Here is a 24,324-nt window from a genome sequence, read left to right as displayed (position 1 = left end):
GAGTTAATTTGTTTTATCCTTAAAAAAAAGGTATAATAAAGTAGTGTTTCTAGCATGAAAATGAGGGATGAATGTGAAACAGAAAGTTTTTTTAGAAACGGAGTTCATGACGTTAGGTCAACTGCTTAAAGAGGTCAATGTAATTTCTAGTGGTGGACAAGCGAAATGGTTTTTAGCGGAAGAAACAGTCTTTGTAGATGGTGAGTTAGAAAATCGCCGTGGCCGAAAGCTCTATCCGGGAATGATGATTGAAATTCCTGAGGTAGGAACTTTTTTTATGGTCAAAAATAGGACCGAAAATAATGAAGCTGAATAAGCTTGAACTAAGAAATTATCGCAATTATGAAGAGTTATTTCTGGAATTTCCTAATCGATTAAATATTTTCTTAGGAGAAAATGCTCAAGGAAAAACGAATCTATTGGAAAGTATCTATGTTTTAGCACTAACACGTAGTCATCGGACAAATAGTGAACAAGAATTGATCGGATGGAATGATGATTTTGCCTTAGTAAAAGGTCGAATTGATCGGGGAACGAGCGAGTTAGAGTTAGAACTACAGTTAACAAAAAAAGGTCGTAAATCTAAAGTCAATCATATTGAACAGAAAAAATTAAGCAGCTACATAGGACAATTAAATGTCATTTTATTTGCTCCAGAGGATCTATCGTTAGTCAAAGGTAGTCCTCAGACAAGACGCCGATTCATTGATATGGAATTAGGTCAGATCAATCCTGTTTATTTATACGACTTGGCTCAGTATCAGCAAACATTGAAACAGCGTAATCTTTATTTAAAACAATTATCTGAGAAAAAGCAGACAGATATGATCTACTTAGATATTTTGACAGAACAATTGGTGGAATTCGGAAGTAAGGTGTTAACCAGTCGTTTGCAATTTGTAAAAAAATTAGAGCATTGGTCAAATGAACTTCATGGGAAAATTACGAATCAAATGGAAAATTTGACGATTGAATACGAAGCTAGCCTTCCAATTGATGACGAAGATGTGGCAGCTATTCGAACAATTTTTATGACGGAACTGCAAAAAAATCGTAAACGAGAAATTTTTAAAGGTAATACCTTTTTAGGGCCACATAGAGATGACCTGATTTTTAAAGTCAATCAAAAAAATGTTCAAACATATGGTTCTCAGGGACAACAACGAACAACTGCTTTGAGTGTTAAATTAGCAGAAATTGATTTGATGAAACAAGAAACCGGTGAATATCCCATTTTACTTTTAGATGATGTGATGAGTGAACTTGATGATAATCGTCAAATTCATTTATTAGAAACGATCGAGAACAAGGTGCAGACTTTTTTAACAACAACAACTTTGAATCATGTAAAAGGAAAAATGACGGTTCATCCAGATGTTTTTTATGTCCATCAAGGACAGATAGAAAGGAAAGAAACTGAATGACAGAAGAGGAAAAGAGTTTACAAGAACGTGCTCAAGAATATGATGCCAGTCAGATCCAGGTACTAGAAGGTTTAGAAGCTGTTCGCAAACGTCCTGGTATGTATATTGGATCTACAAGTACGGAAGGCTTACACCATCTTGTATGGGAAATCGTGGATAATTCGATTGATGAAGCTTTAGCAGGATTTGCTACTCATATTCATGTAGTGATTGAAAAAGACAATAGCATCACTGTCAGTGATGATGGACGCGGGATTCCAGTTGATATTCAAGCAAAAACAGGTCGTCCAGCATTGGAAACAGTATATACGATTTTACATGCCGGAGGGAAATTCGGCGGTGGCGGATACAAGGTATCTGGGGGACTTCACGGCGTTGGAGCCTCTGTTGTAAATGCATTATCTGTTAGCCTAGACGTACGTGTATTTAAAAATGGAAAAGTTTATTTCCAAGAATACCGTCGTGGAGCAATCGTAGATGATTTAAAAGTTATCGGCGATACAGAGCAACATGGGACAACTGTTCACTTTAGTCCTGACCCTGAGATTTTTACCGAAACAACGGTTTTTAGTTTTGATAAATTAGCCACTCGTGTTAGAGAATTAGCCTTCTTAAACCGTGGCTTGAAAATCTCAATTGAAGACAAACGTGAGGAAGAACCTGTTTTACGTGAATTCCATTATGAAGGTGGAATCAAAAGTTATGTAGAACATTTGAATCATAATAAAGCTGTGATTTTTGAAGAACCTGTTTATGTAGAAGGTGAGCAACAAGATATCACTGTTGAAGTAGCGATGCAATATACTGATGGTTACCATACAAACATCTTAAGTTTTGCCAATAATATCCATACCTATGAAGGTGGAACGCATGAATTTGGTTTTAAAACAGCATTGACACGTGTAATCAATGACTATGCTCGTAAACAAAAAATCATGAAAGACAATGATGAAAACCTATCTGGTGAAGATGTTCGTGAAGGTCTGACTGCAGTTATTTCTATCAAACATCCAGAACCGCAATTTGAAGGTCAAACAAAAACTAAATTAGGAAATTCAGAAGTAAGAACAGTAACGGATCGTTTGTTCTCAGAGAATTTCTTGAAATTCCTAATGGAAAATCCTTCTGTTGGTCGTCGAATCGTCGAAAAAGGGATTTTAGCATCAAAAGCACGCTTAGCGGCTAAACGTGCACGTGAAGTTACACGTCGTAAAGGAACATTAGAAATCAGTAATTTACCAGGTAAATTAGCTGATTGTTCAAGTAACGATCCTGAAAAATGCGAATTATTCATCGTCGAAGGAGACTCTGCAGGCGGATCTGCTAAACAAGGGCGGAGTCGTGAGTTCCAAGCAATTTTACCGATTCGTGGAAAAATCTTGAATGTAGAAAAAGCTTCAATGGATAAAATTTTAGCTAATGAAGAAATTCGTTCATTATTTACTGCAATGGGAACTGGCTTTGGAGCAGATTTTGATGTATCAAAAGCTCGTTATCATAAATTAGTAATCATGACGGATGCTGACGTCGATGGCGCACATATTCGGACGTTGTTGTTGACCTTGTTCTATCGTTATATGAGACCAATCGTAGAAGCCGGTTATGTTTATATTGCGCAACCACCGCTATATGGAATCAAACAAGGAAAGAATATTACTTATATTCAACCAGGAAAAAATGCAGAAGAAGAATTAGCTCAAAAAATTGCTGAACTACCAGCGACACCAAAACCAAATGTTCAACGTTACAAAGGTTTGGGTGAAATGGATGATCATCAATTATGGGAGACAACGATGGATCCAGAAAATCGTTTAATGCTGCGTGTAAGCGTTGATGACGCGATTGAAGCCGATCAAGTCTTTGAAATGTTAATGGGAGATCGAGTAGAACCACGCCGTGCGTTTATTGAAGAAAATGCACACTACGTTAAGAATTTGGATATTTAGTGAGGAGGATCATTTTGGAAGATCGAAAAGAAAATATACATGACGTCAATCTAAGCAGTGAAATGCGAGAATCCTTCATTGATTATGCAATGAGCGTTATTGTGGCACGGGCATTACCGGATGTAAGAGATGGATTGAAACCTGTACACCGTCGAATTTTATATGGAATGAACGAATTAGGAGTTACACCAGATAAACCACATAAAAAATCTGCTCGGATCGTTGGGGATGTTATGGGTAAATATCATCCTCATGGTGATAGTGCAATTTATGAGTCAATGGTACGGATGGCACAAAGTTTTAGCTATCGCAATATGTTAGTGGATGGTCATGGTAACTTTGGTTCCGTGGATGGTGATGGCGCCGCAGCTATGCGTTATACCGAAGCTCGGTTAAGTAAAATTGCGATGGAAATGTTGCGCGATATCAATAAAGATACTGTAGACTTTCATGGAAACTATGATGATAGCGAACGCGAACCTGATGTATTACCAGCTCGTTTTCCTAACTTATTAGTTAATGGTGCAACAGGTATTGCCGTTGGGATGGCCACGAATATCCCGCCGCATAACTTACGTGAAGTAATTGCCGGGATCGAATTGTTAGTGAATAATCCTAAAGCAACGACGCAAGAGTTGATGGAAGTAATCCCAGGACCAGATTTTCCAACCGGAGGATTAGTCATGGGGAAATCAGGTATTCGTCGTGCTTATGAAACTGGAAAAGGTTCAATTACAGTTCGAGCTAAAATTGAGATCGAAGAGCAAAAAAATGGCAAAGAGCGAATTATCGTGACTGAGTTGCCTTATATGGTAAATAAAGCAAAATTAATTGAACGTATCTCTGAATTACACCGCGACAAACGAGTAGAAGGGATTACCGATCTACGCGATGAATCTTCTCGCGAGGGTATGCGAATTGTTATCGAAGTTCGTCGAGATGTCAGTGCATCAGTGATTTTAAATAATCTATACAAAATGACTTCCCTACAAACGTCATTTAGTTTTAATATGTTAGCAATCGAAAAAGGTGTTCCACGTATCCTTAATTTGAAACAAATTTTAGAAAACTACGTAGAACATCAAAAAATCGTTATTACTCGTCGAACAATTTTTGATAAGAAAAAAGCTGAAGCACGTGCTCATATTCTTGAAGGTTTACGTATTGCTTTGGATCATATTGATGAAATTATCTCAACGATTCGTAGCTCTGCCTCTGACGATATAGCTAAAGCTACTTTGATTGAGCGTTTCGAATTATCAGATCGCCAAGCACAAGCTATATTGGACATGCGTCTACGCCGTTTAACGGGCTTAGAACGTGAGAAAATTGAAAATGAATATCAAGAGCTCTTAAAAACGATTCGTGACTTAGAAGACATTTTAGCACGTCCTGAGCGTGTAATAGAAATCATACTGACTGAATTAGCTGAAATTGCAGCTAAATTTGGTGATGATCGTCGAACAGAATTATTAGTCGGCGAAGTATTGAGTTTAGAAGACGAAGATTTGATTGAAGAAGAAGATGTCGTTATTACCTTAACGAATAATGGTTATATCAAACGGTTGGCTTCAACAGAGTTTCGTTCGCAACGGCGCGGTGGTCGTGGTGTCCAAGGAATGGGCATCCATAATGATGACTTCGTGAAAAAATTAGTATCATGTTCAACACATGACACATTATTATTCTTTACTAATAGTGGTCGTGTATACCGTGCCAAAGGATATGAAATACCTGAGTACGGCCGTACAGCTAAGGGGATACCAATAATTAATTTATTAGGTATTGATTCGAGCGAAACAATTCAAGCTGTAATTGCAGTGAATGGAAAAGCAGAAGATGGGCACTTCTTATTCTTTGTTACGAAGAAAGGAACTGTGAAGCGAACAACTGTCACAGCATTCTCTAATATCCGTGCTAATGGGTTGATTGCGATTGGATTACGTGAGGGTGATGAATTAGTAAACGTTATGTCTACTGAAGGCGATGAAACGATCATTATTGGAACACACGATGGTTATTCTGTTACCTTCAAGGAAGAGGCAGTTCGGGACATGGGCCGTACCGCCAGTGGTGTACGGGGGATTCGTTTACGTGATGAAGATTACGTGATTGGATCGGCTGTCTTAAATGAAGAACAAGAAGTGCTAGTTATTACTGAAAAAGGGTATGGAAAACGTACTAAAGCTTCTGAGTACCCAATCAAAGGACGCGGCGGTAAAGGAATCAAAACTGCGAATATCAAAGAAAAAAATGGACCATTAGCTGGATTAACTGCTGTTAATGGAGACGAAGATATCTTATTGATCACAGATAAAGGTGTTATTATTCGATTTAATGTTGCTGGAGTATCTCAAACAGGTCGAGCAACATTGGGTGTCCGTCTAATGAAGATGGAAGAAAATACGAAAGTTGTTACTATGGCAATCGTAGATAAAGAAGATGAAGAAACTAATGTGGAAGAAGCAACAGTCGTTGAAGAAACACAAAATGATTCAGAAGCTGAATAAAAAGTAAAATGATGAAAAAGAGTTGAGAGTAATCTCAGCTCTTTTTCGTAGCTTAAGTAAAGAAATAGTTGATTTTTGAAAGGCGATTGTGTATAATCAGTATTTGTGAGTAGTCTAGAGAAAATTTTAGATCGCTCTCCTTGCTCTTAAGAAATTTAAGAGCCTATAGTCCATAGGGAGGTGAAAATCAATGAGTCAAAATACGAAGTATGAAATCACATACATCATTCGTCCGAACATTGATGAAGAAGCAAAAACTGCTTTAGTAGAACGTTTCGATACAATTTTGAAAGATAATGGCGCTGAAATTATCGATTCAAAAGATTGGGAAAAACGCCGTTTCGCTTACGAAATGAACGGATTCCGTGAAGGCATCTACCATATCGTCAATGTAACTGCGCCAACAACAGCTAGTGCAGTTAACGAATTCGATCGTCTTGCAAAAATCAATGACGGCATTATCCGTCACATGATCGTTAAGATTGAAGAATAATTGTTTCACGTGAAACAATTGACGAGAAAGGAGCTGGCTTTACTTTGATTAATAATGTTGTATTAGTTGGTCGTTTAACAAAGGATCCTGATTTGCGTTATACAGCAAATGGTACGGGAGTAGCTACGTTTACATTAGCGGTGAATCGTAATTTTACGAATCAAAGCGGTAATCGTGAAGCAGACTTTATCAATTGTGTGATTTGGCGGAAATCAGCAGAAACTTTAGCAAATTATGCGCGCAAGGGAACTCTTTTAGGTGTGACTGGCCGTATCCAAACCAGAAATTATGAAAATCAGCAAGGTCAACGTGTCTATGTGACAGAAGTTGTTGCTGAAAACTTCCAGTTATTGGAATCTCGTTCTGCAAACGAACAACGTCAACAGAACCCAAGTTCTAATGATGACAGTTTCCAAAGTGGAGGAAATAATTTTAACAACAATTATAATCAATCCTCTCAGTCAGCTAAGAACACTATGCCTGACTTCGATCGAGATTCAGATCCATTTAGTGGATCCTCAATCGACATTTCAGATGATGATTTACCATTCTAACAATTGAATAGGAGGGAAACGGAATGGCACAACAAAGAAGAGGTCGCAAACGTCGTAAAGTAGACTATATTGCAGCTAACCATATCGAATACATCGATTATAAAGATATCGAATTATTAAAACGTTTCATTAGTGAACGTGGTAAAATTTTACCTCGTCGTGTAACTGGAACTAGCGCTAAAAACCAACGTAAATTAACGATCGCTATCAAACGCGCTCGTATTATGGGCTTATTAGCATTCGTCTCTGAAGAATAAAATATTGTAATCAAAGACTTCATTTTTATGAAGTCTTTTTTTTGTTCCACGTGAAACTTACGGAAAGTCGCTTGTAGAAGAAGAGTGTGATAAAATTAATTTGTTAACCAATATATTCTTTTTTATATAGGTATTTGATTAAATATATAAAAATGAGTGGGGAGGTTTTAAATGAGAGGAATTGCGCGAATGAAATGGTCTGCAATTTTTATCGGGCTATTAATTATTCAAGTAGGATCAATCTTTCTTTTGACAGCTAACTATTTGACAGCTGGAATTATTATCTTAATCGATGTATTATTATGGATATATGTAATAGTCTTACGTAGACATATTGAGATAAGCAATCAACAAAGGATTCAGTATGCATCAAGAAGAGCGCAAGAAGCGCTTAAATATGTTTCTAATGATATGCCAGTAGGAATTATTACGTGGGATAAGGATCATTTATTTACGTGGATGAATCCGGCCATAAGCCAAAAAATTCAAAGCTTATCTGAAGCAGATCAGCAAGACATGGTGAATGAATTATTGCAACGGTCTGAAAAAGGAAAAACAGTTTATAAGATTGAGAGTACCCTTTATCATTTTGAGATAGATATTGAAAAAAAGATTGTCTATTTGATTGATGTAACAAAGGAATATGCTTTGGAGAATCGAGAGAAGCAACAGCAATCAGTCGTAGGGATTCTTTCAGTAGATAATTATGACGATGTTATTGATCGCAGAGATGATAAAGAAATCTCAAATTTAAATTCATTTATTACGACAATTATTTCTGATTGGATGGATTCTTATCAAATTTTTTATAAGCGTGTGAATGCTGAACGTTTCTATATCTTCGCCCGCTATAATGATTTGGAAAAAATGATCGAAAATAATTTTGATCTCTTAGAACATATTCGAGCTTCTGCTGAAAAACAGGATATGTTAATAACCATTAGTATGGGAATCAGCTACGGTGATGAATCTTTAGAAATAATTGGTGATGAAGCACAAAATAATTTAGATATTGCTTTAGTACGTGGTGGGGATCAAGTTGTTGTAAAAAATGCAGCAAAAGATCAAAAACCTGTTTTTTATGGTGGTAATTCAGCTAGTGCTGCTAAACGGACACGCGTACGCTCTCGTGCAATGTCGACAGCATTAAAAAATGTCTTTAATCAAACAGGAAATGTCTATGTGATGGGTCATCGATTCCCAGATATGGATGCTATCGGTTCAGCTTTTGGCGTTGCCTGTCTTGGTCGCTACTATGATAAAAATGTTCAAGTGGTGATAAATGAAAATGAGACAATTCCTGATGTAGATCGTTGTTTAGCTGAAATTCATGAAAATAGTGAGTTAGAAAATTTAGTGATTTCACCAGACGTAGCTAAGAAGCAGCGTAAAGCTGGTGATTTATTAGTAATGGTAGATTATCATCGGCCATCATTATCGATTGATCAAGAGTTATATGAACAATTTGAGAATATTGTAATTATTGATCATCATCGGCGAGGAGAAGAGTTTCCAGAGCAATCTTTATTAACATATATCGAGTCTTCTGCGTCTTCAACCTCAGAGCTTGTAACAGAATTGATTCAGTTTAAGAGCAATGAAGGTCGTCGAATGAGTAAGATGGAAGCGACTCTTTTATTAGCGGGGATCACGGTAGATACCAAAAATTTTGCTGTTCGAACGACGGCACGTACGTTTGATGTTGCTAGTTATTTAAAGACTTGTGGTGCAGATGCTTCTTTAGTACAATATTTACTAAGCACGGATATTCAATCTTATTTAGAAATTAGTAAGTTGATAGGGGCTAGTGATTATGTTAGAGATGATATTGTTGTTACTACAGGGACAGATGATCAAGGATATGATAGTGTAACGGCAGCTAAAACAGCAGATACATTATTATCTATGGTTGATATAAATGCAGCATTCGTTATCATTAAAAGAACTGATGGTGTCATTGCTATTAGTGCAAGAAGTTCTGGGACGATAAACGTCCAGAGAGTGATGGAGGCATTAGGCGGCGGTGGGCATTTTACAAATGCAGCGACACAACTTATGGATACTACGATTACAGAAGCCAAAGAGCAATTATTGTGTGCAATCAACAAACAGTTAACGGAGGGGACAGAAGAATGAAAGTAATTTTCTTGCAAGATGTCAAAGGTAAAGGTAAAAAGGGAGATGTCAAAGAAGTCCCAACAGGCTATGCACAAAACTTTTTATTGAAAAACAATTTAGCAAAAGAAGCTACTAAAAGTAGTATTTCTGAATTAAGCGGACAGAAAAAAGCCCAAGATAAAAAAGCTGCAGAAGTTTTAGCAGAAGCAAAAGAAGTCGCTGCATTCTTAGCAAAAGAAGATACTGTTGTTGAGATCAAAGCTAAAGGTGGCGAAGACGGCCGATTATTTGGTTCAATCCCTTCAAAACAAATTGCTGAAGGATTAAAAAAACAATACGATTTAAAAATAGATAAACGTAAAATTGAATTGGAAAATCCAATTCGTACATTAGGCTATACGAAAGTTCCGGTCAAACTTCATAGTGAAGTAGAAGGAATCATCAATGTACACGTAATTGAAGAATAACTAATGGTCCATCTGATAATTAAAGAGGGCAAGAGCGTTTTTTGAGATTTTCAACTAACACTCTTGCTCTTATTTTTATTGTATTTACTAAGTAGATTTTGTAAAATAGATGGACGAAGAGGAGCGTAAATAGACATGAGCGAAATGTTACAAGATCGTGTGCCGCCTCAAAGTGTCGAAGCTGAGCAAGCTACATTGGGTTCCATTTTTTTAGACACAGATGCTTTGATTACGGCTATGGAATACATAGTTCCAGAAGATTTTTATCGTCGGGGACATCAATTGATTTTTCGAGGAATGATTCAATTAAATGACCGAAATGAAGCCATTGATGTCATTACAATCAAAGAGTTACTAGAACAGCAGAATCAATTAGAAGATGCTGGCGGTTTAAGTTACTTATCAGAATTAGCGCTAAGCGTTCCTACAGCAGCAAATGTAGGGTATTATGCCAAAATTGTTGAAGAAAAATCATTATTGCGAAATCTTATCCAAACAGCAACGAATATCGTGACGCAAGGTTTTGAGCAGGGAGACGACGTTCAGACGATTTTAGACACTGCTGAACGTAATATCATGGAAGTCTCTGAACGTCGAAATAAGAGTGGTTTTTTGACGATCAGTGAAGTCTTAAATACAGCAATTGAAAATATTGATCAGCTCGCTCGAAATGACGAAGAAATTACTGGATTGCCTACAGGATACGCAGCATTAGATAAAATGACTGCCGGTCTGCAATCGGAAGAATTAATCATTCTAGCTGCTCGACCTGCAGTAGGTAAGACAGCTTTTGCATTAAATATTGCTCAAAATGTTGGAACCAAAACAGATAAATCAGTTGCGATCTTTAGTTTGGAAATGGGGGCTGAATCATTAGTAAACCGGATGCTTTGTGCCGAAGGTTCTATAGAAGCTAGTCATTTAAGAACAGGTCAATTATCTGAAGAAGAATGGCAGAACTTGATTGTAGCAATGGGAAGTTTGTCACGTTCAAATATCTATATCGACGATACACCAGGAATAAAAATATCTGAGATCCGGGCAAAATGTCATAAACTTGCAAAAGAAAAGGGCAATTTAGGCTTGATCTTGATTGATTATTTACAGTTGATTGAAGGTACCGGAAGAGAAAATCGTCAACAAGAAGTTTCTGAGATTTCTCGTCAATTAAAGAAACTAGCGAAAGAATTGAAAGTACCGATTATTGCATTGTCACAGCTTTCTCGTGGTGTAGAACAACGACAAGATAAACGACCAGTTTTAAGTGATATTCGAGAATCAGGTTCTATTGAACAAGATGCCGATATCGTCGCTTTCTTGTATCGAGATGATTATTATGAGCGTGAGGGCGAAGAAGAGGAAGATTCTTCTGCTAATCGTAATGTGATTGAAGTGATCATCGAAAAAAACCGGAGTGGAGCTCGTGGGACGGTAGAGTTACTTTTTATCAAAGAATACAATAAATTTTCTTCCTTATCTCCTAGAGAAGAATTTTAGCGCAAGGTTGATCCTAGCGCTTTTTTCTATTCAAAAAGAAGTTTTCAAAAATAATGTTCGTGATTTACCTCTTAAAATACTTATTTTAAATTTAATATTCGAATTTAAGTTGAAAGATAGCGGTATTCTTGATACAATAGTTCAGGATTAAAAAAATTAAATGAGGTGTTCAGATGTCATCTGTAGTAGTTGTAGGAACGCAGTGGGGCGATGAAGGTAAAGGAAAAATCACAGATTTTTTAAGTGAAAATGCAGAAGTCATTGCTCGTTACCAGGGTGGAGATAACGCAGGTCATACAATCAAATTTGACAATGAAACATATAAATTACATTTGATTCCTTCTGGGATCTTTTACAAAGAAAAAACAAGTGTCATTGGTAATGGCGTAGTAATCAATCCTAAATCATTAGTAACCGAGTTAGCTTATTTACATGAACGAGGAGTTGCAACAGATAATTTACGTATTTCCGATCGTGCTCATGTCATTTTGCCATATCACATCAAATTAGATCAATTACAAGAAGATGCAAAAGGTGAAAATAAAATCGGTACAACAATCAAAGGTATCGGACCAGCATATATGGATAAAGCAGCTCGTGTTGGGATCAGAATTGCTGATTTATTAGATAAAGAAATTTTTGAAGAACGTTTGAAAATCAATTTAGAAGAAAAGAATCGTCAATTTGTCAAAATGTTTGATGACGAAGCTATTGATTTTGATGATATTTTTGAAGAATATTATGAATATGGTCAACAAATTAAGAAATATGTAACAGATACTTCTGTTATCTTGAATGATGCATTAGACGAAGGCAAGCGAGTACTATTTGAAGGAGCACAAGGCGTAATGCTAGATATTGATCAAGGGACATATCCATTTGTCACTTCGTCGAATCCAGTTGCTGGTGGCGTAACTATCGGAAGTGGGGTAGGTCCATCAAAAATTGATAAAGTCGTAGGTGTTTGTAAAGCTTATACTTCCCGTGTCGGTGATGGTCCGTTTCCAACTGAATTATCTGATGCAGTCGGCGATCAAATTCGTGAGGTTGGTCGTGAATATGGGACAACAACAGGACGTCCGCGACGTGTCGGTTGGTTTGACACAGTTGTAATGCGCCATTCAAAACGGGTTTCTGGGATCACAAATCTATCTTTGAATTCGATTGATGTATTGAGCGGTTTAGAAACGGTTAAAATTTGTACAGCTTATGAGTTAGATGGAGAATTGATTTACCATTATCCAGCAAGCTTAAAAGAATTGAATCGCTGTAAACCTGTGTATGAAGAATTACCTGGTTGGAGTGAAGATATCACAGGCTGTCGCGATCTAGCTGATCTTCCTGAAAATGCACGTAATTATGTTCGTCGCATCTCTGAGCTAGTCGGTGTTCGGATTTCTACTTTTTCTGTAGGTCCAGATCGTAACCAAACAAATATTATGGAAAGTGTTTGGGCGCAAATCTAACAAATCGTGAGACAAGCACTCAATAATTTAGTAAAATAAAGATACTATGATGTGGGTGTTTGGAGGAAAACAATATGTATCAAATTCTGACAGATTCTTGTTGTGATGTACCTTATGCATTACTAGAAGAAAATAATGTCGATTTTATTTCGATGTATGTTACCGTTGAAGGTAATGAAATCGCAGATGATTTAGGTCGAAATTTTAAGATTGATGATTTTTATCAAAAAATCAAAGAGGGCGCCATGCCAACGACTTCACAAGTCAATGTGGGACGCTATGTGGAATTTTTCCGTAGTTATGCAGAAAAGAATATTCCTATTTTGTATATTTGTTTTTCATCAGGTATGAGTGGCTCGTATCAAAGCGCACTACAAGCTGTTGAAATTTTAAAAGAAGATCTGCCAGATGCCGAAGTATATATCGTTGATTCTTTAGCAGCCAGTGGCGGTGAAGGATTAATGGTTTATGAAGCTGCTCAGAAGCAGCAAGCAGGAATGTCTCTGAACGCTTTATATAACTGGTTAGAAGAAAATAAATTAACCTATCATCATTGGGTAACTGTAGATGATCTACACCATTTACAAAGAGGCGGACGTATTTCCAGAACAAGTGCAGCGATTGGCGGGTTAATGAATATCAAACCAATTATTACTGTAGATGTAGCAGGTAAATTACAAAATGTTGAAAAGATCCGTGGTCGTAAAAAGGCATTACAGTTAGTAGCCGATAAAATCAGTGCTGCCACAACAGACCCTGAAAATCAAACGATTTTTATTACAACGAGTGCTGATCAGGCGGGTGCCGAAGAAGTAAAACGTCATTTAGAAGAAAGTATTCATCCAAAAGAAATCAAGATCTTTCCATTAGGAACGACGATTTCTAGCCATACTGGATTAGGTTGTATTGCGGTATTTACCCGTGGAAATAAACGAACTTAATAAAAAACGAGGAAATCTATTCTGATTTCCTCGTTTTTTTTAATTTTTTTGTTGGCTAAATTCACGAATAAGGTCAATTAGTTGCCCCCGAACTACTGTATCTAAAACTTGTTCTCTTTGAACTAATGAAATCATAAAAGTTGGTTGAGGTTGATCTGTGATCGGAATCGTGACTAAATTATCTTCAGGAGATACTGCCAGTTCTGCTAAAAATCCGATACCTACTTTTTCTTGGATCATTCCTTTTAAAATATTCAAATTATTATTTTGGTAGATGATCTGAGGTTCAAAATGGGCTTGTTTAGCCATCATTTTAAAGGCTGTTGGGTGGACGTAATGTTCATTCAACAAAACAAAAGGTTCATCTTTAAGTTCAGCGAAGGAGAGTTCTTTACGTGTAGCTAAGTGATGATCAGGACTCACTACGATCATAAAGTTTTTTTCCACCAGCAATTCGCTAGTTAATTCGTCATCGTGAATTGGTTCGATTGTTCCCAATAAAGCTAAATCAATTTTACCGCGGCGCAATAGGCTGTAGAGATCTCGTGAACCGCCATCTACTAGATGGATATGACGCATAAGATTATTTTGAAAAAGATAAGAAGATAATTTTGGAAAATAAAAATTTCCAATAATCGGAGGTAGTCCAAAATCTAGCGTTTCATCCTTCAAGCGATCAATTTCAGTTACCGCGATCGTCAATTCTTTTAGGATATTAGAAATATGACGAGACAATACCATACCGGATTGAGTAATAACTAATTGTTTATGAGATTGGTCACGATAGACAAGTTCTGTTCCAAGCTCTTCTTCTAAGCGTTTGACTGCGTATGTAATGGTGGGTTGGCTGACATGAAAAGCTTTTGCCACTTTGGTAAAACTCTTTTCACGCACTAAGCGTTGAAAATATTCTAAGTCTTTAAAATTCATTTTAAGCTCCTTTATAGCTACTAGACTATCATATAAATAAAATTTATGCTAATAAAGCTAACAATAGAGAAAGAGTGGTACAGCAGTAGTACAGATATGCAAAAATAAAAAAACTGCGCGAAAGACTCGCACAGTTTTTTTATTAATAGAGAGTACTCATTTGTTTCTGTACTTCTGGATTTTCTAAAAACTCATCATAAGTAGTTTCAGCACGATCCACTACACCGTTACTTGAAACCGCGATGATCCGATTAGCGATTGTTTGAATGAATTGATGATCATGAGAAGCGAATAGGATCGAACCTTTATAAGCAATCAAACCTTCATTCAATGCTGAAATCGATTCTAAATCTAAATGATTTGTTGGATCATCTAATACTAAGACATTGGATTTCGAAAGCATCAATTTGGATAACATACAACGAACTTTTTCTCCACCAGATAAAACATTGACAGATTTCATGACTTCATCGCCTGAGAATAACATACGTCCTAAGAAACTACGTAAAAAGGTATTGTCATCTTCTTCTTTACTTGCATATTGACGCAACCAATCAAGAATTGGCATTGAGCTATCAAATTCTTTGGTCGTGTCTTTTGGCAAGTATGCTTGGCTAGTCGTAACGCCCCAGCGGACAGTACCTGTATCAGGTTTTAAATCACCCATGATTACTTTAAATAGCGTTGTTGTCACTAAGTCATTTTCAGCAACAAAAGCAACTTTATCATCACGATTCAGAGTGAACGAGATATTATCTAAAACTTTTTTGCCATCGATTGTCACGCTGACACCATCTACTTGTAACAAGTCATTTCCAATTTCACGTTCAGGTTTAAATTGAACGAATGGATAACGACGTGAAGATGGTTGAATGTCATCTAAAGTAATTTTGTCTAACATTTTTTTCCGCGAAGTTGCTTGTTTTGATTTTGAGGCATTGGCACTAAAGCGTGCAATAAATTCTTGTAGTTCTTTGATTTGTTCTTCTTTTTTAGCATTTTGTTGAGACTGTAATTTTGTAGCCAGTTGACTAGATTCTAACCAGAAATCATAGTTACCAACATATAATTTGATTTTTCCGAAATCTAGATCAGCCATGTGGGTACAAACCTTATTCAAGAAATGACGGTCATGGGATACAACGATCACGGTGTTATCAAAATTAATCAAGAATTCTTCTAACCAGTTGATCGATTGGATGTCTAATCCGTTGGTTGGTTCATCTAGAAGCAAAACATCGGGTTTGCCGAAAAGAGATTGAGCTAATAACACTTTTACTTTTTGGCCAGCAGTCAACTCGCTCATTTTTTGTTGGTGTAGATCTTCGGAAATATTTAATCCTTGAAGCAAAACAGCTGCTTCAGGTTCGGCTTCCCAGCCATCAAGTTCAGCAAATTCACCTTCTAGTTCAGCTGCTCGAATGCCATCTTCATCAGAAAAATCTTCTTTCATATAGATAGCATCTTTTTCTTGCATCACTTCGTATAAACGTTCATGTCCCATGATGACTGTTTCCAGAACGGTGTATTCTTCAAAGTCAAAATGATTTTGTTTTAAAACAGCCATTCGTTCATTCGGCCCTAAAGTAACAGAGCCAGTAGAAGGCTGGATATCGCCTGCTAAAATCTTAAGAAAAGTTGATTTTCCGGCACCGTTTGCGCCGATCAACCCGTAACAATTGCCGGGAGTGAATTTAATATTTACGTCATCAAATAATTTACGGTCAGGAAACTGTAAACTAACATCACTTACTGTAATCAATGATTTTCCTCACTTTATCAGTATTGGCACAAGGCCTCTTTGCATTATATCGGGGAACATCTTAAGTTTCAAGCATCCTTAAGAATTTACTTGGGATTTAAAATAGGATAGACTTAGAATCGAAGGGATGTGTCAGAATGATCGGGATTATTATCGCGACCCACGACCATTTAGCAGAGAGTCTATTAAAAACGGCTGAAGCCATTTTAGGCGATCAAAGCTGTGTGGAAACATTAAATATTGAACCAGGGACCACGGGCATTCAAGTAATGGTTGAAAATGTGGCTGAGCAAGTATTGAAGGAAAATGATGAACTTATTTGGCTAGTCGACATGTTTGGCGGAACGCCATTTCGCTATGCTAGCTATTGCATGATGGATGATCCACGCCAAGCACTTGTAACTGGGGTGAATTTACCTATGTTATTGCAAGCATTAGTAAATCGAGAAACTACTGCTAAAGAGTTAGCCCGACAACTTGAATTAGAAGGGAAACAAACGATTCGTAGAATGTAAAAAAGGTGTTCCGATACATCCGGAACACCTTTTTAGTTCTTAATAATTTAATAGTTCACGCAAAGTAGGCATGTCATGAACTTGGTATTTTTCTTTGAAAGTCTGGATTTTTTCTGCTGAGAATTTGCCAGGTTCTAATTCTAACGCTTCAACGGGTAGTGGGCGTTCATCTTTTATTTTTACATCGATCACAACCGGTCGATTGCTGGCTTTCGCAGCAGTAAATGCTGGTTCGAGTTGGCTATATTCTGTAATAGTAAAACCGTCTGCACCAAGAGCTTCACCAACTTTACCAAAGTCAGCACCGTCCAAAAAGACGCCAAATTTTTGCTGTTCTGTATCTTCTTGTTCTGCTTCAATAAAACCAAAGGCATCGTTTGAGAAAACGACATTAATAACTGGTAATTGATATTTCACTTGGGTGATGATATCTTGCATCTGCATAGCAAAACCGCCGTCACCACTTAGAGTAAAGACTTGTTTTTCAGGATAACTTAATTGAGCAGCGATACCTCCTGGGACACCATTACCCATAGTAGCAAACCAGCCAGAAGTCGTAAATTGTTGCTCACCGTTCATTTCCAAATGACGAATAGCATTTAGTGTGACATTTCCGACATCAGATACAAAGACAGCATCATTTTCAGCAATCCGATTGATTTCTTTAAAAACAGGTTCTGAACGTAAAGGTGTCGCTGAGTCATGATAGAAGCTTTTTCGCCACGTATGCCAATTACGAATATTTTCTTGGTTTGCTTTTAGCCAATCATCAGCGGGACGTGCTGCGCCAAGCTCGACCCAACGGCGCAATGTAGTTACACCATCACCGAGTATAGAATAATCAACTGTATGGCGACGTCCAAATTTAGCGGCATCGATATCTACTTGAATAAATTTAGCTTTAGGATTTAAGAACGAGCGTCCGAAGGGAAAATCGCTACCGACAAAAACAATTACATCAGCATCAGCCAACGCTTCATTGGCAGGTTTGGTTGCTACTCGAGCAGCAAAACCTAAGAAATTTTCATACAAGTCTGGAATAATTCCTTTGGCTAATACTGCAGCTGCGATTGGCATAGAGAAATGTTCCGCAAAGGCTTTGATTTCTTCAAAACCACCACGTACACCTTGTCCAATATAAAGAACGGGTTGCTTGGCATTTTCAATCAAAGGCAAAGCCGCTTTTATATCTGTTTCTTCAGGTAATAATCGATTTGTCTTATAGGCATCAGCAGTGGCTTGTTCTGCGTTTTTTATTTCTTCAAATCCAAAATCAACTGGAATAGTAACGATTGCTACACCATGATATTTATAAGCTGCTTTAATTGCTTCATCGACTACGTGTGGAAGACTTTCTGGTGTCATAACGGTTCGATTATAAACGCTAACATCTGCAAACATAGGATTTTCATTCAATTCTTGGAATGCATCATAATTCATTGAGGTTGAAGCAACTTGTCCTAAGAGAGCTAAAACGGGAACATGATCCATCTGTGCATCGTAGAGTCCGTTGATCAAGTGACTGGCACCAGGACCGGCTGAACCAAAAACAGCGCCTATTTTTCCTATGAGTTTAGCATCTGCTGCGGCTGCTAATGCCCCAGCTTCTTCATGGCGAACTTGAATATACTTGATCGATTCACGTTCATGGTATAAAGCATCCATAGTTGAATTGAATGACCCCCCGGGTATTCCGTAGACGTGATCAATTTCCCAAGCTTCTAAAACATTGATCATTGATACTCCTGCATTGATTGTTGACATAGTGTTCCCTCGCTTTCTTATCGTAAGTTTCATATGTAAAAAGTATAACTCGGTGAAAAAAATGGAGCAAAGAAAGTGTCTCCAAAATAAGTTTACGAGCTTATATTACTTGTGTTAGAGTTAGTATAGACAAACGCTTTCAGGAGGGATATATGATTGATTGGTTACTAAGTTTAGATGCTTGGCAGCAAGCATTGATTGGGACACTATTTACTTGGGGAATGACGGCACTAGGAGCAGCGTTGGTTTTTTTCTTTAAAAATATCAATCGTAATGTATTGAATCTAATGTTGGGATTTGCTTCTGGTGTGATGATTGCTGCCAGTTTTTGGTCTTTATTAGATCCAGCAATCGCAACAGCAGAAGAAAATGGATCGATTCCATGGTTAGTAGTGAGTATCGGTTTTGGTTTAGGTGGCTTATTTCTATATATAGCAGATAAAACGTTACCTCACATGCATTTCGGACCCAACAAAGAAAAAGAAGGGTTACCTAGTCATTTAAAGCGAACGATACTATTAGTCTTCTCAATTACTTTACATAATATACCAGAAGGATTAGCAGTAGGTGTAGCTTTTGGAGCTGCGAATGAAGCAGCTAATCCGGCAGTTGCTGTGTTAGCTGCTATTTCCGTTTCTTTAGGTATTGGGATTCAAAATTTTCCTGAAGGTGCGGCTGTATCAATTCCTTTAAGACAAGAAGGTTTGAGTCGTACAAAATCCTTCTTCTATGGACAAGCGTCAGGGATCGTTGAACCCATTGCGGCTGTTATCGGGGCATTGTTAGTAACCAGAGTGGAGCCATTACTTCCGTATGCATTATCTTTTGCTGCAGGTGCGATGATCTATGTGGTTGTTGAAGAATTAATTCCTGAAGCGCAAGCAACAACAGATAGTAAACATCACTATGGTGTCTTTGGTGCGATGCTAGGATTTATGATCATGATGGTTTTAGATGTTGCTTTAGGATAAAAAATGGCCGCAAGCAGTTATGCTTGCGGCCATTTTTTATTTAATACGTGCTGCGACGTCGTTTAGTTAACCAATTAACGAAGAAATAAACAAGTGCAACTGGAATCACCAATCTAAAGAACAGACCTACTAGTCCTGAAAGGATCGTTCCGACGATACTTAAAACAAAACCAGCAACTAAGAAGAAGCCGACTAAAGCTAATATGCGAACAATTAAGGGATACTTTTCTAACATTTAAAATTCCTTCTTTCTATGGATTTTTAAGATACATTAAGTGTAACAAATGTATTTTTCATTTACGTCCAACTTAAGATGTATTTAACTGGTAAAATAGAATTATTTTTGGTTAAATGTTAAATAAAAAAACTTATTAATAGTAAGCTTTGAATGGAGAAAATTGTATGCCTAAATCACGAATCGAAGCGTTCACTGATGCTGTTATTGCAATTATAATGACGTTGTTAGTTTTAGAATTACATGAACCCGGTGCACCGACCTGGTCTGCTTTTTTACAGATGGAACATAAATTTATTGTCTATTTAATTAGTTTTATCAGTTTGGCAATCTATTGGAATAATCATCATCATCTTTTTCAACTTGTCAAAAAAGTAGATGGATGGGTATTATGGGCAAATAATTTTTTGATTTTAATGATGACTTTGTTTCCGTATGTTACAGCATGGGTCGGGGATTATCCCTTTGATTGGCCGCCACAAGCATTGTACGGTGTAGTCATATTAGGAACCGATATTGCTTATTATTTATTAGTTCGGACTTTGGTTCGAGCCAACGGCAAAAATTCGCAAATTGGACAAATGTTTCGCCACTATCCTAAGTCGTACTTATCAATTGGATTAGCTGTTTTAGCGTTGGTTTTAGGAAAATTGATTGCACCGATTACTGTATTGATTGTTAATGTATTAATATTATTTATGTGGGTTATTCCAGAAAAATCAATCGAAAAAATTTTATAAGGACAGCTGATTGCTGTTCTTTTTATCTATCTATTTAGAAAGCGCTATATTGAGTTTTATTTATATGGTAGAGTGTAGTCAATTAGTTTAGGGAGGGTTTAGATGTTAGAAGCAGTAATATTTGATATGGATGGCGTTCTTGTTGACTCAGAGTATACATACTTTCAAAGTAAATCACGAATTCTAAAAGATGCGGGACATGAAGTAGAAGAAAGCTATCATTATCAGTTTATGGGAACAACTAGCGAATATATGTGGGAACAGATGAAACAGGAGTTTTCACTTTTAGGTTCTGTTGAAGGGTATATCCAGCAAATGACTTCATTGCGTCAAGCGATGATCCAGAAGGATGGTATCCGAGCGATTCCAGATGCACAATCTTTTGTTAAACGTTTATTTGATTCAGGTTTAACATTAGCAGTCGCTTCATCTTCATCATTAATAGAGATTAAAACGAATTTGATTGAATTAGGATTGTCAGAATATTTTACGGCTATTGTGAGTACAGAAGAGGTCAAACTTTCTAAACCATCGCCGGATGTTTATCTAGAGGCCGCGAAGCGAATCGGTGTAGAACCGCAAAATTGTTTAGGCATCGAAGATACAAAGAATGGTACTGGTGCAGTAAAAAATGCAGGTATGGTTTGTATTGGATTTGCGAATCCAGCTTTCCCAACGCAAGACTTATCAGTTGCCGATGAAGTGAAAACATCCTTTTCCCAATTAAGTAAATCAGAGTTGGTTAAGATATACACTGGGGTAAAAGAAAAAAATATTTGAAAGATAGCATTCATAATCACCGAAATTTGATAAATTAATCAGTTATTTAGTTGAAAAAAGTCTAATCTAAACAAAAAAGTGATCCCGATAACTGCGCTTATCGGGATTTTTGTTTTAAATCATGAAGAGTATAAGATGATTAAAGAACAGACAAAAAATGAGATTCATGATAAACTATGAATTTTAATAGAGTATCATATTGCATAATTAGCAATAAAGTTTAGAGATGCAATAATTAATCAGAGCTTTTAATTAGGTGTTTTATAGAAATACCATAATTTTTTTGCTCAAGTTTTTTTTAGAGCACCAAGTTGCATAAAAAACACTGAATTAATTGGGAACAAAGAAGGTAGTAATGTAAGCGTTTTTCATTTAAATTAAAGATGTAAAGAGGGATGACAATGAATTTAGAAGAAAGAACCAATCAAATTTTTGTTGAGTTAATCAACAATCCACGAATCACTAGCAAAACGTTGTGTGAAAAATTTGATTTAACTAGAGGGCAATTAAACTATGCGCTAAAAAAAATCAATGATTCCTTGCTAGAAGAAAAGATGAGTGAAATCAAACGAACAAAAAATGGGCACTTTCTTATTGCTAATGAAATTCTTTCAAATTTTAAAGGTGGTGATGAAACGCTTGGAGAAAAAACAGAAAATTATGTTTTTTCGAGTACAGAACGAGCGGCAATCGTCGAATTAATGTTGTTAAGTAAAGAAGATTATCTATCATTAAATCACTTTATCGATGAATTGAAAGTCAGTCGAAATACAGTTCTTCGCGATTTAAAAGAAGTCGATCAAGGACTGGAAAGCTATGATCTGCAGTTGAAATATACTCGCCAAAAAGGCTACTTCATCCAAGGCGATGAGTGGAATAAGCGCAACCTGCTGTCAGATGTATTAAATAATTTAGCTAGTATGTATAACGGAGTAAACGTAATTATCCAATTTGCTAATATCGATCATCAACAGGTTGAAACATTCCAGAAACGTGTCGAGTTAGTAGAAGAAGAACTAGAGGTCCAATTTACAGACGAACGGCTAAAAACATTGCCGTTATTGATTTTATTAATGATACGGCGGGCGCAAAAAGGAAAATTAATTTCTTATAGTTTTAAAGTTAATTATCGGGAACTAACAGATACGAAAGAATATTTAGCCGCTGACCGAGTGATTTGGGATGTCGAAGATTTGAGTGAAAATGAACGCGTTTACTTAACGATGCTTTTGTTAACAACAAATCTTTCAAGAGGCGATATTCTCTCTGTTAAAGCAATTAATAAAATGAAAGAAGCGCTAAAGCAAGTTATTGCAAACTTTGAACGAATCGCAGGAGTTAACTTAGAAGATAAAGAAAAATTATTAGATCGTCTACTTGTTCATATGCGACCAGCGTATTACCGAATTAAGTATCATTTAAATTTACAAACTCGATTTTATCAAGAAAATAAAGATGCGAATTTATTTTCACTCTTTTATTTAGTCAAAGAAGCTGCAGGTCCTTTAGAAACGTATTTTGAGCAGTCGGTTCCTGATGCAGAATTATTTTTTATTTCTTTGTTTATCGGCAGTCATATCGTAGAAAGTTCTGAAATCATTCACCCAGAAAACAGAAAAAAAGCTATTATTGTCTGTCCTAATGGTGTTTCTATTGCGGCATTATTAGAAAATACGTTACGCAATTTATTACCAGAAATCGACTTTATTACAACAATGTCTGCTCGTGAATTTTATCGAACAGATTACAAAGTAGATTATATTTTTTCAGCAGTACCATTAAAAACGGACAAAAAAGTCTTCGTTGTCAATAATTTTCTAAATGAACAAGAAAAACGGCAATTAAGAGAGCGTGTTCTACGAGCTTCAGCAGTTATTCAAACGGAGGCTGTAACGCCGGAAAAAATCTTAGACGTTGTTAAAAAACATGCAGATAATGTTGATGAAGCGAACCTTTATGATGAACTGCTAACTTTATTTGCACCAAAAGAATCAAAAATTTTAGAAAAAAAACGGCCACATTTAATTGATTTATTGAAGGAAGAAACAATCCAAGTTTTTGAAGAAAAAATTAGTTGGACAGAAGCTTTAGAGAACCTAGCTAGACCTTTGGAACAAAAACAAGTGATCACACCTATGTATGTTGAAGCATTGAAAAAGGAAATGCCTCAGCCGCCAGTGTATTCAATTCTACGGCACAAAATCGCCTTGCCACACACAGTGGCAGAAGCTGGAGCTATCGGTGTAGGGATCAGTTTAGGAATCGCTAAAAAAGGAATTTTAACAGAAGATGGACGCAAAGTTCATACAGTCATTTTATTAGCATCAAATGATAAAGAAGAACATTTGGATTTGATTTTTGAAATGATGAGTCTAGCTGGCGATGAACAGTTAATCAAAATGGAACAAGCCACAACAAAAAATGAAATTCGAACGGCATTGATGGAATTCAATGAGCAGTATTGGAGGCAGAAATGATGACAGAAGCAACCACGCTGAGTGCGTATGTAAAAGAACCATTAGTTTTTACTCAAGAAAATTATTTTTCGCAAGATGAATTATTTGAACAAGTCACTCAAAAAGCAACCGATCTTGGTTGGGTCAGAGAAGATTTTTTGGAAAGAATCAAAAAAAGAGAAGCAACATTTCCTACAGGTATCCAATTAGTCCATTATGGGGCGGCTATTCCCCACACAGATGCTGAATGTGTGCAGGAAGAATTTGTTGCCATCGTTACTTTACAAGATCCAGTAGTTTTTCAGAGCATGGAAGACAGTAATCAAGAAGTTAAAGCACAAATTATTTTTGTATTAGGATTGAATCAACCTCATGCACAATTAGAAATGCTGCAGTCGTTAATGGGGTTATTGCAAAATGAATCATTATTAGCAGAGCTACTTTTAGCAACGACCCCATCAGAATTAATCGAAATCATCAAACAAAATAACTTATAAA

Annotated in this window: 22 protein-coding genes; 18 read left to right on the top strand and 4 right to left on the bottom strand. The window is 36.6% G+C overall.

Features of this window, described 5'->3' with window-relative positions; genetic code table 11:
* Window positions 1-73: 73 nt before the first annotated feature.
* The 12 genes from yaaA to ACQKTA_RS08390 all read left to right on the top strand — a co-directional run bounded on the left by yaaA (window position 74) and on the right by ACQKTA_RS08390 (window position 13,673).
* Complete coding sequence (gene yaaA / locus ACQKTA_RS08445) at window positions 74-316, top strand: S4 domain-containing protein YaaA (protein ID WP_071858417.1); 243 nt, start codon at window positions 74-76, stop codon at window positions 314-316.
* Entirely contained in the window at window positions 303-1,424 is a 1,122-nt protein-coding gene (gene recF, locus ACQKTA_RS08440; protein ID WP_427813430.1) for a DNA replication/repair protein RecF, read from the top strand. The genes yaaA and recF overlap by 14 nt, the downstream gene beginning before the upstream one ends.
* The gene (gene gyrB / locus ACQKTA_RS08435; RefSeq protein WP_332579926.1) at window positions 1,421-3,370 is read left to right on the top strand and encodes a DNA topoisomerase (ATP-hydrolyzing) subunit B; all 1,950 of its coding nucleotides are present in this window, start codon (window positions 1,421-1,423) and stop codon (window positions 3,368-3,370) included. The genes recF and gyrB overlap by 4 nt, the downstream gene beginning before the upstream one ends.
* 62 nt (window positions 3,371-3,432) lie before the next feature.
* Window positions 3,433-5,880, top strand: coding sequence for a DNA gyrase subunit A (gyrA, locus tag ACQKTA_RS08430; RefSeq protein ID WP_427814531.1), 2,448 nt, complete (start codon window positions 3,433-3,435; stop codon window positions 5,878-5,880).
* 190 nt (window positions 5,881-6,070) lie between these two features.
* Window positions 6,071-6,373, top strand: a complete 303-nt coding sequence (gene rpsF / locus ACQKTA_RS08425) for a 30S ribosomal protein S6 (RefSeq protein WP_071858420.1) — start codon at window positions 6,071-6,073, stop codon at window positions 6,371-6,373.
* A gap of 44 nt (window positions 6,374-6,417) precedes the next feature.
* On the top strand, window positions 6,418-6,927 hold the full coding sequence (gene ssb / locus ACQKTA_RS08420; RefSeq protein WP_071858421.1) for a single-stranded DNA-binding protein: 510 nt from the start codon (window positions 6,418-6,420) through the stop codon (window positions 6,925-6,927).
* 23 nt (window positions 6,928-6,950) lie between these two features.
* Entirely contained in the window at window positions 6,951-7,184 is a 234-nt protein-coding gene (gene rpsR, locus ACQKTA_RS08415; RefSeq protein WP_010742563.1) for a 30S ribosomal protein S18, read from the top strand.
* A 171-nt stretch (window positions 7,185-7,355) separates the two neighbouring features.
* Window positions 7,356-9,320, top strand: a complete 1,965-nt coding sequence (locus ACQKTA_RS08410) for a DHH family phosphoesterase (protein ID WP_427813429.1) — start codon at window positions 7,356-7,358, stop codon at window positions 9,318-9,320.
* The gene (rplI, locus tag ACQKTA_RS08405) at window positions 9,317-9,769 is read left to right on the top strand and encodes a 50S ribosomal protein L9 (RefSeq protein WP_332579924.1); all 453 of its coding nucleotides are present in this window, start codon (window positions 9,317-9,319) and stop codon (window positions 9,767-9,769) included. The genes ACQKTA_RS08410 and rplI overlap by 4 nt, the downstream gene beginning before the upstream one ends.
* A 135-nt stretch (window positions 9,770-9,904) precedes the next feature.
* The gene (gene dnaB, locus ACQKTA_RS08400) at window positions 9,905-11,266 is read left to right on the top strand and encodes a replicative DNA helicase (protein WP_427813428.1); all 1,362 of its coding nucleotides are present in this window, start codon (window positions 9,905-9,907) and stop codon (window positions 11,264-11,266) included.
* Between the two features lie 173 nt (window positions 11,267-11,439).
* Window positions 11,440-12,732: an adenylosuccinate synthase gene (locus tag ACQKTA_RS08395; RefSeq protein WP_427813427.1), complete on the top strand. Its 1,293-nt coding sequence runs from the start codon at window positions 11,440-11,442 to the stop codon at window positions 12,730-12,732.
* 74 nt (window positions 12,733-12,806) lie between these two features.
* The gene (locus ACQKTA_RS08390; protein WP_407856760.1) at window positions 12,807-13,673 is read left to right on the top strand and encodes a DegV family protein; all 867 of its coding nucleotides are present in this window, start codon (window positions 12,807-12,809) and stop codon (window positions 13,671-13,673) included.
* Between the two features lie 39 nt (window positions 13,674-13,712).
* On the opposite strand, the gene ACQKTA_RS08385 is transcribed toward ACQKTA_RS08390, so the two are convergent.
* Together ACQKTA_RS08385 and ACQKTA_RS08380 are read right to left on the bottom strand one after the other, a co-directional pair.
* On the bottom strand, window positions 13,713-14,603 hold the full coding sequence (locus ACQKTA_RS08385; RefSeq protein ID WP_332579921.1) for a LysR family transcriptional regulator: 891 nt from the start codon (window positions 14,601-14,603) through the stop codon (window positions 13,713-13,715).
* Window positions 14,604-14,745: 142 nt separating this feature from the next.
* Window positions 14,746-16,365, bottom strand: coding sequence for an ABC-F family ATP-binding cassette domain-containing protein (locus ACQKTA_RS08380; RefSeq protein WP_332579920.1), 1,620 nt, complete (start codon window positions 16,363-16,365; stop codon window positions 14,746-14,748).
* A 137-nt stretch (window positions 16,366-16,502) separates the two neighbouring features.
* Between ACQKTA_RS08380 and ACQKTA_RS08375 the strand changes: the two genes are divergently transcribed.
* Window positions 16,503-16,880: a PTS sugar transporter subunit IIA gene (locus ACQKTA_RS08375; protein WP_427813426.1), complete on the top strand. Its 378-nt coding sequence runs from the start codon at window positions 16,503-16,505 to the stop codon at window positions 16,878-16,880.
* A gap of 39 nt (window positions 16,881-16,919) precedes the next feature.
* On the opposite strand, the gene spxB is transcribed toward ACQKTA_RS08375, so the two are convergent.
* The gene (spxB, locus tag ACQKTA_RS08370; protein WP_427813425.1) at window positions 16,920-18,644 is read right to left on the bottom strand and encodes a pyruvate oxidase; all 1,725 of its coding nucleotides are present in this window, start codon (window positions 18,642-18,644) and stop codon (window positions 16,920-16,922) included.
* Between the two features lie 152 nt (window positions 18,645-18,796).
* On the opposite strand from spxB, the gene ACQKTA_RS08365 reads away from it, so the two are divergent.
* Window positions 18,797-19,615 (top strand): ZIP family metal transporter, encoded by an 819-nt coding sequence (locus tag ACQKTA_RS08365; RefSeq protein WP_427813424.1) that lies wholly within the window; start codon window positions 18,797-18,799, stop codon window positions 19,613-19,615.
* Window positions 19,616-19,655: 40 nt separating this feature from the next.
* Here the strand turns inward: ACQKTA_RS08365 and ACQKTA_RS08360 are convergent, their stop codons facing one another.
* Window positions 19,656-19,850 carry a hypothetical protein gene (locus ACQKTA_RS08360; RefSeq protein WP_332579916.1) on the bottom strand — a complete coding sequence of 65 codons (195 nt, stop codon included), beginning with the start codon at window positions 19,848-19,850 and terminating at the stop codon, window positions 19,656-19,658.
* A gap of 167 nt (window positions 19,851-20,017) precedes the next feature.
* On the opposite strand from ACQKTA_RS08360, the gene ACQKTA_RS08355 reads away from it, so the two are divergent.
* The 4 genes from ACQKTA_RS08355 (at window position 20,018) to ACQKTA_RS08340 (ending at window position 24,323) form a co-directional block, all read left to right on the top strand.
* Window positions 20,018-20,590: a TMEM175 family protein gene (locus ACQKTA_RS08355; protein ID WP_427813423.1), complete on the top strand. Its 573-nt coding sequence runs from the start codon at window positions 20,018-20,020 to the stop codon at window positions 20,588-20,590.
* A gap of 102 nt (window positions 20,591-20,692) precedes the next feature.
* Window positions 20,693-21,370: an HAD family hydrolase gene (locus ACQKTA_RS08350; RefSeq protein WP_427813422.1), complete on the top strand. Its 678-nt coding sequence runs from the start codon at window positions 20,693-20,695 to the stop codon at window positions 21,368-21,370.
* 401 nt (window positions 21,371-21,771) lie between these two features.
* The gene (locus ACQKTA_RS08345; protein WP_427813421.1) at window positions 21,772-23,847 is read left to right on the top strand and encodes a BglG family transcription antiterminator; all 2,076 of its coding nucleotides are present in this window, start codon (window positions 21,772-21,774) and stop codon (window positions 23,845-23,847) included.
* Window positions 23,847-24,323 carry a PTS sugar transporter subunit IIA gene (locus tag ACQKTA_RS08340; RefSeq protein WP_407856780.1) on the top strand — a complete coding sequence of 159 codons (477 nt, stop codon included), beginning with the start codon at window positions 23,847-23,849 and terminating at the stop codon, window positions 24,321-24,323. The genes ACQKTA_RS08345 and ACQKTA_RS08340 overlap by 1 nt, the downstream gene beginning before the upstream one ends.
* The last annotated feature ends 1 nt before the right edge of the window (window position 24,324 follow it).

This window comes from Enterococcus sp. 22-H-5-01 (assembly GCF_050310005.1).
GTDB lineage: Bacteria > Bacillota > Bacilli > Lactobacillales > Enterococcaceae > Enterococcus_A > Enterococcus_A hailinensis.
This window is presented reverse-complemented; position numbering and strand designations above follow the sequence as displayed.

Coding starts and splice junctions, on each gene's coding strand:
- recF (WP_427813430.1), top strand. CDS start 303: ATGAAGCTGAATAAGCTTGAACTAAGAAATTATCGCAATTATGAAGAG.
- gyrB (WP_332579926.1), top strand. CDS start 1,421: ATGACAGAAGAGGAAAAGAGTTTACAAGAACGTGCTCAAGAATATGAT.
- gyrA (WP_427814531.1), top strand. CDS start 3,433: ATGCGAGAATCCTTCATTGATTATGCAATGAGCGTTATTGTGGCACGG.
- rpsF (WP_071858420.1), top strand. CDS start 6,071: ATGAGTCAAAATACGAAGTATGAAATCACATACATCATTCGTCCGAAC.
- rpsR (WP_010742563.1), top strand. CDS start 6,951: ATGGCACAACAAAGAAGAGGTCGCAAACGTCGTAAAGTAGACTATATT.
- ACQKTA_RS08410 (WP_427813429.1), top strand. CDS start 7,356: ATGAGAGGAATTGCGCGAATGAAATGGTCTGCAATTTTTATCGGGCTA.
- rplI (WP_332579924.1), top strand. CDS start 9,317: ATGAAAGTAATTTTCTTGCAAGATGTCAAAGGTAAAGGTAAAAAGGGA.
- dnaB (WP_427813428.1), top strand. CDS start 9,905: ATGAGCGAAATGTTACAAGATCGTGTGCCGCCTCAAAGTGTCGAAGCT.
- ACQKTA_RS08395 (WP_427813427.1), top strand. CDS start 11,440: ATGTCATCTGTAGTAGTTGTAGGAACGCAGTGGGGCGATGAAGGTAAA.
- ACQKTA_RS08390 (WP_407856760.1), top strand. CDS start 12,807: ATGTATCAAATTCTGACAGATTCTTGTTGTGATGTACCTTATGCATTA.
- ACQKTA_RS08385 (WP_332579921.1), bottom strand. CDS start 14,603: ATGAATTTTAAAGACTTAGAATATTTTCAACGCTTAGTGCGTGAAAAG.
- ACQKTA_RS08375 (WP_427813426.1), top strand. CDS start 16,503: ATGATCGGGATTATTATCGCGACCCACGACCATTTAGCAGAGAGTCTA.
- spxB (WP_427813425.1), bottom strand. CDS start 18,644: ATGTCAACAATCAATGCAGGAGTATCAATGATCAATGTTTTAGAAGCT.
- ACQKTA_RS08365 (WP_427813424.1), top strand. CDS start 18,797: ATGATTGATTGGTTACTAAGTTTAGATGCTTGGCAGCAAGCATTGATT.
- ACQKTA_RS08360 (WP_332579916.1), bottom strand. CDS start 19,850: ATGTTAGAAAAGTATCCCTTAATTGTTCGCATATTAGCTTTAGTCGGC.
- ACQKTA_RS08355 (WP_427813423.1), top strand. CDS start 20,018: ATGCCTAAATCACGAATCGAAGCGTTCACTGATGCTGTTATTGCAATT.
- ACQKTA_RS08350 (WP_427813422.1), top strand. CDS start 20,693: ATGTTAGAAGCAGTAATATTTGATATGGATGGCGTTCTTGTTGACTCA.
- ACQKTA_RS08345 (WP_427813421.1), top strand. CDS start 21,772: ATGAATTTAGAAGAAAGAACCAATCAAATTTTTGTTGAGTTAATCAAC.
- ACQKTA_RS08340 (WP_407856780.1), top strand. CDS start 23,847: ATGACAGAAGCAACCACGCTGAGTGCGTATGTAAAAGAACCATTAGTT.